General features: G+C 72.7%; 13 protein-coding genes. 3 read left to right on the top strand and 10 right to left on the bottom strand.

Going from position 1 to position 13,714, the window contains the following annotated elements:
• Nucleotides 1-54 precede the first annotated feature (54 nt).
• Complete coding sequence (locus tag ACZ6O2_RS07665) at nucleotides 55-381, top strand: helix-turn-helix transcriptional regulator (RefSeq protein WP_350701637.1); 327 nt, start codon at nucleotides 55-57, stop codon at nucleotides 379-381.
• Between the two features lie 50 nt (nucleotides 382-431).
• The gene (mycP, locus tag ACZ6O2_RS07660; protein WP_466022333.1) at nucleotides 432-1,682 is read left to right on the top strand and encodes a type VII secretion-associated serine protease mycosin; all 1,251 of its coding nucleotides are present in this window, start codon (nucleotides 432-434) and stop codon (nucleotides 1,680-1,682) included.
• A gap of 155 nt (nucleotides 1,683-1,837) precedes the next feature.
• On the opposite strand, the gene ACZ6O2_RS07655 is transcribed toward mycP, so the two are convergent.
• From ACZ6O2_RS07655 to eccCa, 10 genes are all read right to left on the bottom strand, one after another.
• Nucleotides 1,838-3,130, bottom strand: coding sequence for a WXG100 family type VII secretion target (locus tag ACZ6O2_RS07655; protein ID WP_350701641.1), 1,293 nt, complete (start codon nucleotides 3,128-3,130; stop codon nucleotides 1,838-1,840).
• A 17-nt stretch (nucleotides 3,131-3,147) separates the two neighbouring features.
• Complete coding sequence (locus ACZ6O2_RS07650; RefSeq protein WP_466022332.1) at nucleotides 3,148-3,729, bottom strand: hypothetical protein; 582 nt, start codon at nucleotides 3,727-3,729, stop codon at nucleotides 3,148-3,150.
• Between the two features lie 33 nt (nucleotides 3,730-3,762).
• Entirely contained in the window at nucleotides 3,763-5,280 is a 1,518-nt protein-coding gene (locus ACZ6O2_RS07645) for a S8 family serine peptidase (RefSeq protein ID WP_466022386.1), read from the bottom strand.
• A 118-nt stretch (nucleotides 5,281-5,398) separates the two neighbouring features.
• Nucleotides 5,399-5,677, bottom strand: a complete 279-nt coding sequence (locus ACZ6O2_RS07640; protein ID WP_350701645.1) for a WXG100 family type VII secretion target — start codon at nucleotides 5,675-5,677, stop codon at nucleotides 5,399-5,401.
• A gap of 28 nt (nucleotides 5,678-5,705) precedes the next feature.
• Complete coding sequence (locus ACZ6O2_RS07635) at nucleotides 5,706-6,014, bottom strand: WXG100 family type VII secretion target (protein ID WP_091592956.1); 309 nt, start codon at nucleotides 6,012-6,014, stop codon at nucleotides 5,706-5,708.
• Between the two features lie 171 nt (nucleotides 6,015-6,185).
• A complete protein-coding gene (locus ACZ6O2_RS07630; RefSeq protein ID WP_350701647.1) occupies nucleotides 6,186-6,446 on the bottom strand; it encodes a hypothetical protein in 261 nt (86 codons plus the stop codon).
• Nucleotides 6,447-6,473: 27 nt separating this feature from the next.
• Nucleotides 6,474-7,199, bottom strand: coding sequence for a hypothetical protein (locus ACZ6O2_RS07625; RefSeq protein WP_350701649.1), 726 nt, complete (start codon nucleotides 7,197-7,199; stop codon nucleotides 6,474-6,476).
• Nucleotides 7,200-7,230: 31 nt separating this feature from the next.
• The gene (locus tag ACZ6O2_RS07620; protein WP_350701650.1) at nucleotides 7,231-7,524 is read right to left on the bottom strand and encodes a hypothetical protein; all 294 of its coding nucleotides are present in this window, start codon (nucleotides 7,522-7,524) and stop codon (nucleotides 7,231-7,233) included.
• Nucleotides 7,525-7,541: 17 nt separating this feature from the next.
• Nucleotides 7,542-7,964, bottom strand: a complete 423-nt coding sequence (locus ACZ6O2_RS07615) for a YbaB/EbfC family nucleoid-associated protein (RefSeq protein WP_350701651.1) — start codon at nucleotides 7,962-7,964, stop codon at nucleotides 7,542-7,544.
• Between the two features lie 82 nt (nucleotides 7,965-8,046).
• The gene (gene eccCa, locus ACZ6O2_RS07610) at nucleotides 8,047-12,009 is read right to left on the bottom strand and encodes a type VII secretion protein EccCa (protein ID WP_466022331.1); all 3,963 of its coding nucleotides are present in this window, start codon (nucleotides 12,007-12,009) and stop codon (nucleotides 8,047-8,049) included.
• A gap of 168 nt (nucleotides 12,010-12,177) precedes the next feature.
• On the opposite strand from eccCa, the gene eccD reads away from it, so the two are divergent.
• A complete protein-coding gene (gene eccD, locus ACZ6O2_RS07605; RefSeq protein WP_466022330.1) occupies nucleotides 12,178-13,578 on the top strand; it encodes a type VII secretion integral membrane protein EccD in 1,401 nt (466 codons plus the stop codon).
• Nucleotides 13,579-13,714: the final 136 nt, after the last annotated feature.

Below are 13,714 nucleotides of genomic sequence, written 5' to 3'. Positions count from 1 at the left end.
CCTCCCGCACGAGGGCGCGGCGGAAACCCGAAAGGCGCGCCATACGATGACGACATGGCGACGACAGGGGAGAACGGGAGCACCCGGAACTGGACGTTCCTCACGAACCACGGGCACGTGCTGCTCGCCATCGCCCGCAACCCCACCGCCCGGCTGCGCGACGTCGCGGACGAGGTGGGCGTCACCGAACGGGCCGCCCAGGCGATCGTCGCGGACCTGGAGGCCGGCGGCTATCTGAACCGCACCCGGGTGGGCCGGCGTAACGAGTACACGATCAACCCGGCCGGGCGGTTCCGGCACCCCGCCGAGGCCGACCGGCAGGTGGGTGACCTGCTCGCCCTCTTCACCGACATGACGCCCGAGAGCGCCGACCGCCCCTGACGCCGGAGGCGGCGGCCACCGCCGCCGACGCGCGACGGTAATCTCACCGCGTGCGCGAGAGTTTCCGACCGGGCGGGACCGAGCCGGCCCGCCGTCCTGGGCGCGGCGCCCGCGCCGTCCTCTGTGGAGCAGCCGCGGTCCTGCTCGGCACCGCCGTCGTCGCCCCGTCGCCCGCCGCAGCGGCGGTCCCCCGCTGCGGCCCTGCCGGCGAGGCCGCTCCCGCCGAGAAACCGTGGCCGATGCACCGGCTCGAACCGGAATCGGCCTGGCGGCTCTCCCGGGGCGCCGGCGTCACCGTCGCGGTCATCGACTCCGGCGTCTCGGCCAGCCACCCCGTCCTGCAGGGCCAGGTCAAGGTGGGCCGGGACTTCAACGGCCTGTCGCAGCAGCAGGGCCGCTGCGACCTGGCCGGGCATGGCACGATCATCGCCGGCATCATCGCCGGGCGGGACGACACCGGCGGGCCGTTCACCGGCATCGCGCCGCAGGCCAAGATCCTTCCGGTACGCGTCCTGCCCGACACCAAGACCAGGGTCGACGAGGAACTGCCCGGGCAGATCGCCGAGGCGATCGAGTGGTCGGTGCGAAACGGCGCCGACGTGATCAACCTGTCGCTGACGACCCTGGACACGGAGCGACTCAAGTCGGCCGTCGACTACGCCCTCGGCCAGGGCGTCATCGTGGTGGCCGCCGCCGGCAACCGGCAGGAGAACCAGCAGGACCGTGCCAAGTTTCCGGCCGCGTACGAGGGCGTGATCGCGGTCGCCGGGGTGGACGAGCAGGGCGGGCACGTGGACAGCTCGGTGGCCCGGGACTACGTCTCCATCGCGGCGCCCGGGCTGAACATCCTCGGTCCCGCGCCCGGCGGCACGGGCTACCTGTTCCTGCCGCAGGGCGGCACCAGCTTCGCCGCCGCGTACGTCTCCGGGGTGGCCGCGCTGGTCCGGGCCGCCCACCCGAACCTCACTCCGGCCCAGGTGAAGGATCGGCTGATCCGGACGGCCGACAGCCCGCCGGAGGGGCGGAACGCCGAGGTCGGCCACGGCGTGGTGAACCCGTACCGGGCGGTGGCGACCCTGCTCGGCACCCGTACCGACCCGCCGGCCGGCGCGATGCCGCCGCCGCCCCCCACCACGGACCCGCTGGCCTGGCAGGGCACCGTCGCGGTGTGGGTCGCCGCCGTCGGCGCGCTCCTCGCCACGCTGCTGCTGGCCGTCAAGCCGATCCTGATCCGCGGCCGGCGCCGGGGCTGGCGCCCGGGCCGCCGCCCGGCCGGGCCCGACACCGCCCCCACCGCCTGACGCCGACACATCCGACGGCGGAAACGGGAGCGGGCGGAGTACCGGACCCGGCCGCGGCGGAGACGGCCCACGTCGCCGGTCGACGGCGCGGAGGATGCCGGACAGCGCCGAGCGCCGCCCACCACGTCAGGTGGACGGCGCTCGGCAGGACGATGTCAGCGCAGGATGCCGGGCGTGCCGCCGCCGTCCGCGCCCCAGACGTCCTCGTCCTCCTCCAGCCAGGTGTTGCGGGGAAGCTCCTCCTCGCCGTAGCCGGCGCCGCCGGCGCCACCCATCCCGGCGATGCCGGCGCCGCGTACGCCGGCGCCCTTGGCGCCCGCGCGACCGCCACCACGGCCGGCGTTGCCGGCCGCGCCGCCGCCCATCATCGGCCCCATGCCGCCCGCGCCGAGCTTGCCGGCGCCGAGCTTGCCGCCCCGGCCGCCGCCCCTGTTGGCGCCGGCCGCGCCGCCGCCCATCATGGGCATCATGTTGGGGGTCACCGGGCGGCCGAGCGAGCCGCCGCCCGGGATCGGGCCCCCGCCGCCCAACCCACCACCGCCGCCGCCGCCCAACCCACCGGAGCCGAGACCCGACGTCCCCGGCAGCCCACCGCCGCCGAGGCCGGGCGTGGTCGGGGCGGCACCGGCCAGACCGCTGCCGTAGTCGTCGGGGAGGCTGTCGGTGCTCGGCGTGTAGCCGCCGCTCGGGTCGTAGCCGCCGCCGGTGAGGTCGGGGTGCGTGCTGGAGCCGATCCCCGTGTTCCCCGTGCCGGGCATGTCGGCCGAGTTGAGCGACGGCGTGCCGCCCATGCCCGGCATGCCGCCGGTGGAGGGCATCCCGCCCATGCCCGGCACCTTGCCGGTGCTGCCGGCGCCGGGGCCACCGCCGATGTTCGGGGTCTCGACCTCCGGGGTCTGGGTGCCGAGCGGGGTGGTCTGGCCGGGCGTGCCGGAGTCGATCGTCGTGTACTCGCCGCTGACCTGGTTGTAGACCTTGGCCGCGTCCTCGGACTTGTCGTTGATCCAGTCCGCGAGCGAGGTGAGCGGGTCGAGCAGGCCGAGGAAGTCGGGCTTGACCTTCATCTCGAAGAAGCCGGTGCTGATCACGAGGCGGCCGTTGCGCGCCTCCAGCACGTCGTTGACGCAACTCGCGGGGATGGGAAACTCGGCCTGCGCGGCGCTCAGCTTGTCGGCCGCGTCATTGAGCGACCGGACGATGCCGTTCTGGCTCTCGGCGTCCTCGACGATCCGGCCGGTGTCCTTCGCGATCTGCTTGATGTGGGTCTTGAAGGAGTCGTACGCCGGCCCCTTCCACACCTCACCCAGATCGGTGACGTTCTTCTCCAGGCTCTCCTTGACGGAGTTCAGGTTCTTCAGCAGTTGGTCCCAGCCCAGCGCGGCACTGGCGACGTCGCCCGGCCGGCCCGCAATGACGACCTGCTGGCACATCTCTTCCCAGCTCGGCATCCTGTCACCCTCCCCGTTCAGCCGTTGGATCCGCTGGTGGAGGCTTCGCTGAAGGCGCGCTCCATCTCGGCCGCGGACATGGCGTTGGCCTTCTCCGCCGTCTCGTAGTTCTCCTTGACCTCACGCAGCGCGTTCGCCGCCTTGTAGAGGTCCTGGGCGAGCTTGCGGACGTTCTGCTGCGTGGTGGTGAACAGGCTGGAGTGCTTGCGGGCAAGGTCTCCGGCCCGGTCGAATCCGCCGAGCGGGCTCGATCCACCGCCACCCACGGCATTCACGCCGGCGGCGCCGGTGGCGCCGCCCATCTTGTCCTGGATCTCGACCATCGTGTACGACTGCTTGTTCAGGAAGGAGGCGTGCGACTCGAGCCACTCGATGGCGCTGTCCAGGCTGGACGCGTCCCACTCGGTGTTGTCGCCGCTCTCGCCCGCCCCCGGCACCAGGCCGGAGGGCGTCTGCGCCCGGTTGACGTTGTCCATCGTGATGCCGCTGATGTGCACGGTGGGTGCCAGCGGGGTGATGGGCATGTAGGGGGTGTCCACCCGGATCTCGTCCGGCTGCTCCGTCCTGTCCACCCGTGGGCTCGTCCGGTCTTCCGTCATCGGTTCCTCCCCGTCGCCGACTGACAATCTGGCTTACTGCTGGTGCCCGCCGGGAGCCGGCGGAGGTGGCGGTGCCGCCGGTGCGGCACCCTGCGGCGGCCAGGCACCGCTCTGGGGCGACGGCGGCGCGCCGTTCGGGTGGGGTCCGCCGGTGGGCGTCGGGCCGTAGCCGGGCGGGGGACCCGCCTGGGGCGGGACCGGTAGCCCCGTCGTCAGACCGCCGGGCGGCGGATAACCGGGCGGGCCGACCTGCGGATTGGCGGGTGGCATCCCCGGTGCGCCGCCGGGTGGCGGGTAGCCGGAGGGTGGCGGGTAGCCGGGGGGTGGCGGGTAACCGGGCGGGCCGGCCTGTGGGCCGCCGGGCGGCGCGAACCCGGGCGGGCCCGGGGGCGTCGGCTTCCGCCGGGACCGGCGCACCAGCACGATCACGAGGATCAGCAGGGCGAGGGGAACAGCCAGGCAGAGCCCCGCCTGGATCAGCGCGCCGGTGCCCTTCTTCATGCTGATCGACACGGCCGGACCGTCGTCCTCCGCCGGGTCGGCCGCGCCCACCGAGGGGCCGGCGGACGGGCCGGCGCCGACGAGCAGCGGGTGCGCGTCCACCGCCGGCACGGAACGGGTCAGTGCGGCGAGCGGGTCGACCGCGCCGAAGCCGTACTGGCTGTCGCGGCCGGCCGGGCCCTTGTCGCGGGCGGTGCGGATCAGCCGGTTCACCACGTTGGCCGCGTCGAGGTCCGGGTACTTCGCGCGCACCAGCGCCGCCACGCCGGACATGATGGCGGCGGCGTCGCTGGTGCCGCTGCCGAGGCCGTAGCCGTTGGGCGAGACCGACGTGGGCCTGGGGGAAATGATCTTTTCCATCGGAGCGGCGAGCACGGCCTCCCGGCCGGTGACGCTCTCCCCGAAGAACTCGCCGTTCTTCCCCAGCCCGGTCACCGCGATGACGCCAGGGATGTTCGCCGGGCTGGTGACGATGCGGTCGTTCTGCTTCCGGTTGCCGGCGGAGGCGACCAGCACGACGTCCTTGTCCAAGGCGTACCGGACGGCCGCGATCAGGTCGGGCGGCGCTGCCGCGCCGGTGCCGACGGACATGCTGATCACGTCCGCGCCGGCGTCAGCCGCCCAGCGGATGCCCTCCGAGAGGTCACCCGAGTTGAAGGAGTCGCCCATGGAGACGGGCAGGATCTTCGCCGCCGGGGCGATGCCCAGGTGACGCATGGCGCCACCACCCTTGGACGCGATGATCCCCGCCATCGCCGAGCCGTGGGCCAACCTGGCGTCGTCGTCGCGGCGGCCATCGGGGGCCGCACCGGCCGCCACACCCTTACCCGGCAGGACCTGGCCGCGCAGATCGGGCAGGTTCGCGTTGACGCCGGTGTCGATGACGGCAACGGTGACACCCTTGCCCTTGGTGATCTTGTGGGCCTGGGGGATCTTCAGCGAGTCGAGGTACCACTGGAGGTCACGCACGGTGTTGGCGCGTGCCGGATCGGGCGCGACCAGCGGGCCGGTCCCGGCGCCGACGGCCAACGCCACCGCGGCGGCGGCCACCCTGAGCAACGGCCGTGAAGGCTTCCCCGTACGCATGAATCCCCCAGGACCTATCGGCGCACAACGCGTCGCGGCTCCGGCCCGGTCGAACCGGACCGGAGCCGCGTCGGCGTTTGCGTCAGTTCCACGCCTTGGCGTTGCTCATCTCGGTGCTGACGTAGTTCTCGCGGGCGATGCCCACCGCGCCACCGATCTCGTTCAGGATCTTGTTGATGTCCCGAACGGCGGCGTCCCACTGTGCCTGGTGCTGCTCGTACGCGGCACGGTCCTCACCGTCCCACTGGAGCTTCGACAGCATCGAACGCAGCGTGTCCAGCTTCTCGTCGATGGTCCGCGAGATGGCCTGCATCTGCTGGTTGCTGCTCTCGAGGACGGCGTAATCAACCTTGATGCTCATGAGTTCCTCCCCTGCTCGTGTCGGCGGATCACGGGTTGAGTGCAGAGTGGAACTTGTCCAGCATCTGCTGCTGCTCTTCGTCGTTGACCTGGTGCGTCGTACCCGACTTGTCGAGCAGGTCGGCGATGTTGTCCATCGCCGTCAGCAGCTTGGCCGTGTCCTCGTTCCAGCGCTGCATGAGCGACTGGAAGCCGGTGGACGCCTGACCCTTCCAGGCGATGGCCAGGTCGTCGACCACGTTCCACAGCTTCTTCAGCTCGCCGTCGACCTCGCTGCGCGTGGACCGCACGTCACTCGCGGCGGTATGTAGAGTCGCTGCTTCGACCTCGAACGCCATGCTTCACACCCTTCCGTCATCTTGTGGCGGCGCAAGTGCCGCGCCCCTCCCCCGCGGCAAGGCAATCACCCCACCGACGGACACTCCTGCGGAAGACCGTAGCGGACGTCGTCCAGTCCGCGCAGCCCTCCCCCGGGCGGCACCGACGGCCACCCGGAAACCCGCTCCCCCTTACGAGGAACGGAAGTACGAGCGGACGTGCAGCACCAGGCCCACCACGAACATGACGGCCAGCATCGATGCCAGCGCCCACTGCGTCGCGTCGTCCGCCAGGGTGCCGAGCGCGACCGCGAACGCAGCCACCCCGCTGAGCAGGACGATCTCCATCGCGCGCCTGGCAATCCGCGAACGGGACATCTGCGCGACCAGCCCGAGGACGAGGAACACCGGGATGGTCGCCAACGCGTACACGAACAAGCCTGTCTGCCACACGATGCCACCCACCTTCCGGCCTGACACTCAGGCCGTGTAAAACCCCGAATCCTGCACCCAGTCGATCTTGATGTCCTTGATGTCGGGGTCGGGCCCCGTCGCGAAGCCCGGCTTGGACTCGGCGGTGAACTGGTGCACGTCGGCGCCGCGGAACGAGCTCGTGATGGTGGAGAACAACGACCCGATGTCCTGGAAGACGAGTGCGATGATGGCCAGGCTGGCGGTGAGGCCCGCCACTCCGATCGCGTTCGCCAGCGGAACGGTCGCCGGGAACGCCTGGAGGGCCACGGCCGCGATGACCGCGATCAGGATCGTCCACAGCACCTGACACAGCGCGTCGATCACGGCGTTGTAGTGCTCCTGGATGCCCTGCAACGCATCCTTGTTGGCGGTCAGCGCCGTGGCGAGCGCCGCGACCTCCATGTTGAGCTGCTGCACGAACTTGTCGAACGCCTCGCGGTCCTCGAAGTTCCACTCCTTGTCGGACGGCGGCACGCTCTCCATCGCCTTGCCGAACTGGTCACCGCCGAGATAGGCGGCCGCTTCCTCCCAGTTCTTGACGGCCTTGGAGATCTCTTCGTTGTCGAAGGACTCCAGGTGGATGAGGGCGGCGATGACCACACCCGCACCGACCAACCAGACCCAGTTGGCCCGCGCGGCTCCGGCCAGCGTACGGACCGGCGCGGTCTGCGCGGCGACACTGTGCGTCCCCACCACCGAGCCCGAGGAATTGGCGATCAGGATCTCCGGCATCAGCGCCTCCCTGCGTCCTGTGCCCGCGCGATCACTTGACCACCCAGGGCTGGTCCGACTTCTCCCAGTTGCTTGCGGTCTTCTCGAGGTTGTCGGCGGCCTTCTGGAGGTGCTCGACGCCCTTGCTCAGGTTGTCGACGTGCTCGTCGATCACCGCGTTGTGCCGGTTGACGGCACCGATGCCCAGGATGGTCATGGACAGGCTGGAGAGCTTGACCTCGTCCAGCTTCTCCTTCGCGTTCCGCAGGAAGGCCTTCGGGCCGTCCTCGGCGGCGAGCTTCTTCGCGGCACCCTTGATCGCGCCGACATCGACCGTGTTCGCCACTGTCCTCCCCTTCCCCGTCAGCCGCGCAGCCGGCGCATCGGGTCGTTGATGTCGACCCCGAAGTGGCGGAACCACTCCTCCGGAGTCACCTTCCCGGCCTCGGCCCGCCGGACCAGGTCCGCGCCGCCGACCATCTCCTCCACCAGCTCGCGCTGCCGCTCGGCGTGCGCGGCGTAGGCGGCGTCGATCGCGGCCTGGAGCGACTCGACCAGGCCGAAGCTGTCCAGCCGCATGGCCCGGGGGTTGAGCTGGATGTCGCCGACCTTCATGTCGCCGTCGACGGTGACCTGGACCAGGCCGTCCGGGCTCTCCCCGGTGACCCGCAGCTCGGCGCGCTGCTGCTGGAAGTCCGCCAACCGACGCTGCTGCTCCTGCGCCTGCCGCAGGAGCCCCTCGAGACCGGCCGCTCCCGCGCCGGGCGTCCACGATGTACTCAACACGGTCCTCTCGTCGGCTGCGACGCTCGTGCCGCAGGTTACCGGATGCGGTCATTCCCGGCCGGCCCCGCAGCCGGCCGGCTCGTCAGCTGGGCTCCGACCAGGCGGTCTGGATGAGCTGCTGGCCGTCCCGACGGCGCACCAGGGTGCCCCGGCCCGGCGGCTGCGGGCTCGGCCGCAACGTGCCGAAGACCGCGCCCTCCTCCCGGTTGCCGGACATCAGCAGGCCGGGCTGGTCCAGCTCGCGCAGGCGCTGGAGAACCGGCTCGTAGAGGGCCCGGGCGACGCCACCCACCCGTCGGGTGATGATCAGGTGCAGGCCGATGTCGCGGGCCTGGGGCAGCAGCTCGTGCAGGGCGCTGAGCGGGTTGTTGCCGCCCGAGGCGACCAGGTCGTAGTCGTCGACCAGGATGTAGAGGTCCGGCCCCTTCCACCAGCTCCGGTCGCGCAGCTGCGCGGTGGTGACGTCCGGGCCGGGCAGCCGGTTGGACAGCGCGCTGCGGATCGAGCCGAGCCCCTGCGCGAACACCTGGTTCGAGGGCGCGTAGTCGAGCAGGTGGTCCCCCTCGACGGCACCGAGCAGGCCACGCCGGTAGTCGGCGATGACCAGCCGGGCCTGCGCCGGCGTGTACCGCTCGGTGATGCCCCGCGCGATGAGCCGCAGCACGTTGGTCTTGCCGCACTCGGCGTCGCCGAAGACCGTCAGGTGCGGCTCGTTGACGAGGTCGAGGTAGACCGGGGCCAGCGCCGACTCGTTGACGCCGATGGGCAGGCCCGGCGCCGACCGGTCGACGACCCGGGCCAGCTCGCTGGCGGGCAGCTTGCGCGGCAGCAGCCGCACCCTCGGGGCCGGCCGGCCGGGCCAGGCCGACGCGACCTGCTTGGACAGCGCGACGGACGCCTCGGTCAGGTCGTCGATGTCGCGGCGCCCGTCGATCCGGGAGATGGCGGTGAGGAAGTGCAGCTTGTCGCGGGTCAGGCCGCGCCCGGGCGAGCCGGTCGGGACGTTCGCCGCCGCCCGCCGGTCGATCTCCGACTCGTTCGGGTCACCGAGGCGCAGCTCCAGCTTCGTGCCGAGCAGGTCCCGCATGTTGATCCGGATCTCCGCCCACCGCACGGCCGTCAGCACCACGTGCACGCCGAAGCCCAGGCCCCGGTTGGCGAGGGTCGTGATGGTCTGCTCCAGCTCCTCGTACTCCTGGCGCAGCGTGTTCCAGCCGTCCACGACGAGGAAGACGTCACCGAACGGGTCGTCGGCGAACTCGCCGGCCGCCCGGCGGCGGCGGTAGCTGGCCACCGAGTCGATGCCGTGCTGGGCGAACCGGGCCTCGCGCTCGTCGAGGACGGCCACCACCTCGGCCACGGTGCGGCGCACCGCCTCGGTGTCCCGCCGCCCGGCCACGCCGGCCATGTGCGGCAGCCCGTCCAGGCTGCGCAGCGCGCCACCACCGAAGTCGAGGCAGAAGAACTGCACCTCGCGCGGGGTGTGGGTGAGCGCGAGCGACGCGAGCATGGAGCGCAGCATGGTGCTCTTGCCGCTCAGCGAGGCGCCGACGATCACCACGTTGCCGCCCGCGCCGGACAGGTTGACCAACATCGGGTCACGGCGCTGCTCGTACGGCCGGTCCACGATGCCGATCGGAGCGGCGAGCTGCCCGCGACCGCGCCACGAGGCGGTGCAGAGGCCGTACTTCGGGTCGGCGGTCAGCGGCGGAAGCAGCTCGCCCAGCCCCGGCGGCTCGGCCAGCGGCGGCAGCCAGACCTGGTGCGCGGGGCGGCCCCGCCCCTTGAGCCGGTCGATCAGCACGTCGAGCATCGCCACGGCCTTGCCCTCGCCGGTCTGCTCCGGCTCGGGCTCGGTCGGCGCCGGCAGGGTCGGGTTCTGCACCGGCACGAAGTCCACCCCGTACCGGACGATCCGGCGCTGCACCATCGCCCGCGACGACGCGACGGCCTGCCCCGGCGCCCGGTACGGCCCGGACACGTACGCCGCCCGGAACCGCAGCATGGTGCTGGTGTCGGTCTTCAGGTAGCCGTGGCCGGGCGCGCTGGGCAGCTCGTACGCGTCGGGCACGCCGAGCACGATCCGGCTCTCCACGGCCGAGAAGGTCCGCAGACCGATCCGGTACGACAGGTGGGTGTCCAGGCCGCGCAGCTTGCCCTCCTCCAGCCGCTGGCTGGCCAGCAGCAGGTGCACGCCGAGCGACCGGCCGAGCCGGCCGATCATCACGAAGAGATCGATGAAGTCGGGCTTGGCGGCGAGCATCTCGCTGAACTCGTCACAGATGATCAGCAGGCTGGGCATCGGATCCAGCGGTTCGCCGGCCGCCCGGGCCTTCTCGTAGTCGTAGCGCGAGACGTAGTTGCCGGCGGCCCGCAACACCTCCTGGCGGCGGTTCATCTCGCCGGCCAGCGCGTCCCGCATCCGGTCGACCAGCGGCAGTTCGTCCGCCAGGTTGGTGATCACCGCGCTGGTGTGCGGCAGCGCCTCCAGCGAGGCGAAGGTGGCACCACCCTTGAAGTCCACCAGGACGAAGTTCAGTTCCTCGGAGGAGTGCGTCACGGCCAGCGCGCCGACGATCGTCCGCAGCAGCTCGCTCTTGCCGGAACCGGTCGCGCCGATCACCAGGCCGTGCGGGCCCATGCCCTCGTGCGCGGACTCCTTGAAGTCCAGCTCGACCACGTTGCCGTCGGGCCCGACGCCCAGCGGGATCCGCAGCCGGTCCCGTTGGCTGCGCGGACGCCAGGTCTGCTGCACGTCGACCGCGGCGGCGTCGCCGACACCGAGCAGGTCGGGCAGCTCCATGCTGCGCGCCAGCGGCTCGTCCGACGTGGTCTGCTGCTGCGAGAGCCGGTACGGGGCGATCTGCCGGGCCAGCCCCTCGGCGGCGGCCTCGCCGAGCCGGTCCGGCGTGCCGAGGCGGGACGAGGACGTGCCGCGCACCAGGTCGAGGGAGGTGCCGTCGCCCACGTCGAGGCAGAGCAGCCAGCGGCCCGCGTCCCGGGGCACGGTGCCGGAGAGGTCGATCACGGTCGCGCCGAGCAGGCCCGGCCCCATGAGCTGGCAGGTCGCCGAGACCTCACCGCCGTCGATCACCACCACGAGGTGCGCCGCGGTGGTCAGCGGCTTCGCCTCGGGGGCGAACCGGGGCCGGCCGGCCAGGTCGCCGGCGAGCGCCTCCTCGGCCTCGGCGAGGCTGGCGAAGACCATCCGGCGGGCGCCCGCCGCGTCCGTCCGGGCGCTGTGGTGGTTGTGCGGCAGCCACTTGACCCAGTCCCAGGACGGCTGCCGGTCCGGGGCGGCCACGATCGCGATGACCAGGTCGTCCGGGGCGTGGAAGGTGGCCAGCTGGCCCAGGGCGGCCCGGGTCAGGTCGAGCACCGGCGCCCGGTCGCCGCGCAGCACCACCCGGCTGAACGCCCGCACCGAGAGCGCGGTCGGCAGGTCCGGCACGGTCGAGTGGGCGCGGACGAAGCGGCGCAGCGCGATGGCGCTCATCGGCTCCAGGTCCTCGACCGGCTTGGTCTCCGGCGGAACGATCTCCACGGCGAGGCGCTGCGGGCCGGTGGCGATCCGGGTCTCGCCGAAGTCGTCCTCGGTGATCCGGCGCTCCCACAGACGGCGGGAGGCGGCGATCGACCAGAGCGCGTCCGGTTCCGGGTGCCGCCAGGCCATCGCCGCCCGCTGCTGCTCGGCCGCGCGCCGGGTGCGCTTGCGCATCTGCGCCAGGTAGCGCATGTAGTCGCGCCGCTCGGCGTTCAGCTCGGCCTTGTCGTCGTTGCCGTGGCTGAGCGACCCGATCGCCATGCCCAGCATCGAGACGCCGAAGAGGCCACCGGCGATGTACGTCATCGTGCCGCCGCCCCGGCCCGCGTAGAGGAACGCCATCGCGCCCACGCCGCAGACCATGGGCAGGATCATCAGCAGCTGCCCCATCCCGCGTGGGGTCGGTTCGGGCAGCTCCGGAGGCGATTCCAGCACCACCTCGCCTCGCGGCAGCGCAGGCCCCGGCTGACGCGGGAGCCGGCGGAACACCACCGTGCTCACGGCTGTCTCCTCCCCAGAAGCGGCCCTGATGAAGTTTTGTGCGGGACCGGAGTCGTCGGGTGGGCATCGTACGTGCCCGCCATCGTAGGTAATCTCCCGTGGGCGTCAGGAACCCATGCGTCGGTACCGCCGGCCAGGGGCGATCGTAGAAGAGCGCGAGGAGGCCATGTGGCGACGAAGACGGCGACCGGCGGCCTGAGCCGGATCACCATCGTGGCGCCCCGTACCCGGATGGACCTCGCGCTACCGTCGGACGTACCGCTCGCCGACCTGCTGCCCACCCTGCTGCGCTACGCGGGTGAGGACCTGGCCGACGAGGGCGTCCGGCACGGCGGCTGGAGCCTGGCCCGGCTCGGCGGGCAGCCGCTGGACGGCGGTCGCACCCCGGCCCAGCTCGGCATCCGCGACGGCGAGGTGCTCTACTTCAACCCGCGGTCCGCCTCCGCACCGGAGATCGTCTTCGACGACGTCGTCGACGCGGTGGCCACCGCCACCAACCAGCGCCCGGGCGCGTGGCAGGTCGGCACCACCCGGTCCTTCGCGGTGCTGTTCGCCGCGGCGGCGCTCGGCGCCGGCGCGGTGGCGGCGCTCTTCACCGGGCCGCCGCACCTCCCGGGCGCGCTGGCCGCGCTGGTCGTCGCGGTCGCCCTGGTGGTCACCGCCGCCGTGCTGTCCCGGGCCGCCGCCGACAGCGCCACCGGGTCGGTGCTCGGGGTCGTCGGCCTGGCGTACGCGGGCGTCGGCGGCCTGCTGCTGCTCGCCGGCGACCGCCCGTTGACGGAGCTGGCCGCCCCGCACGTGCTCCTCGCCGCCACGGCGGTGGTGCTCTGCGCCGCGGTGGCCGCGCTGGCCGTCGGCGACCGGCTCCCGCTGTTCTTCGGCGCGGTCGGGGTCGGCGCCGCCACGGGCATCGGCGCGCTACTCAGCCTCGCGTTCGAGAAGGTCGACGCGCCGGAAGCCGCCGCGGTCGTCGCGGCGATCGCGTTCGGCGCGGTGCCGGCCCTGCCGATGGCGGCCTACCGGCTGGCCCGGCTGCCCGTCCCGTCCATCCCGACCGGCCCCGACGACCTGAAGTCCGACACCGAGTCGGTGGACGGCCGGCGGGTGCTCCAGCTCAGCGAGCGGGCCGACGAGTTCCTCACCGGCCTGCTCTGGACGGTGTCGCTGCTGGTGCTCGGCGCCCAGGTGATCCTCGCGTTCGACGGCCGGCTCGCCGCCGTGCTGCTCTGCCTCGTGCTGGCCCTGCTGTCGCTGCTGCGCGCGCGGCCGTTCCTCGGCCGTGCCCAGCGCACCCCGGTGCTGTTCGCCGGCACCGCGGGCCTCGGCCTGACCGCCGCGGCCACGTTCGGCAACGGCTCGACGGGCACCCGCCTCGGCCTGGTCCTCGGCGGCCTGGTGCTCGCGGCCGTGGTGAGCCTCATCTACGGGCTCACCGTGGCCGGCAAGCGGATCTCCCCGGTCTGGGGCCGGCTGCTCGACATCGTGGAGATCCTGCTGATCATCGCGCTGGTGCCGCTGGCCGTCTGGGTCGTCGGCCTCTACGGCTGGATCGTCAACCTCCGCCCCTGATCCCCGGCAACACCCGCGGAGCCAACCTCCTCGTCGACGGCCCCGACCCTTCGCCCTGGCCCCACCCCGGCCGGGCTCGCCCCTGGCCCGCCGGGCCGGCTCACCGGCCCGTGACGAGCGCCGGGCAGGCGTGGCC

Source organism: Micromonospora sp. NPDC048040 (assembly GCF_055587185.1).
This window is presented reverse-complemented; position numbering and strand designations above follow the sequence as displayed.

Excerpts from the sequence above, each read along its gene's own strand:
- ACZ6O2_RS07665 (WP_350701637.1), top strand. The coding sequence starts at position 55 with ATGGCGACGACAGGGGAGAACGGGAGCACCCGGAACTGGACGTTCCTC.
- ACZ6O2_RS07655 (WP_350701641.1), bottom strand. The coding sequence starts at position 3,130 with ATGCCGAGCTGGGAAGAGATGTGCCAGCAGGTCGTCATTGCGGGCCGG.
- ACZ6O2_RS07650 (WP_466022332.1), bottom strand. The coding sequence starts at position 3,729 with ATGACGGAAGACCGGACGAGCCCACGGGTGGACAGGACGGAGCAGCCG.
- ACZ6O2_RS07640 (WP_350701645.1), bottom strand. The coding sequence starts at position 5,677 with ATGAGCATCAAGGTTGATTACGCCGTCCTCGAGAGCAGCAACCAGCAG.
- ACZ6O2_RS07635 (WP_091592956.1), bottom strand. The coding sequence starts at position 6,014 with ATGGCGTTCGAGGTCGAAGCAGCGACTCTACATACCGCCGCGAGTGAC.
- ACZ6O2_RS07625 (WP_350701649.1), bottom strand. The coding sequence starts at position 7,199 with ATGCCGGAGATCCTGATCGCCAATTCCTCGGGCTCGGTGGTGGGGACG.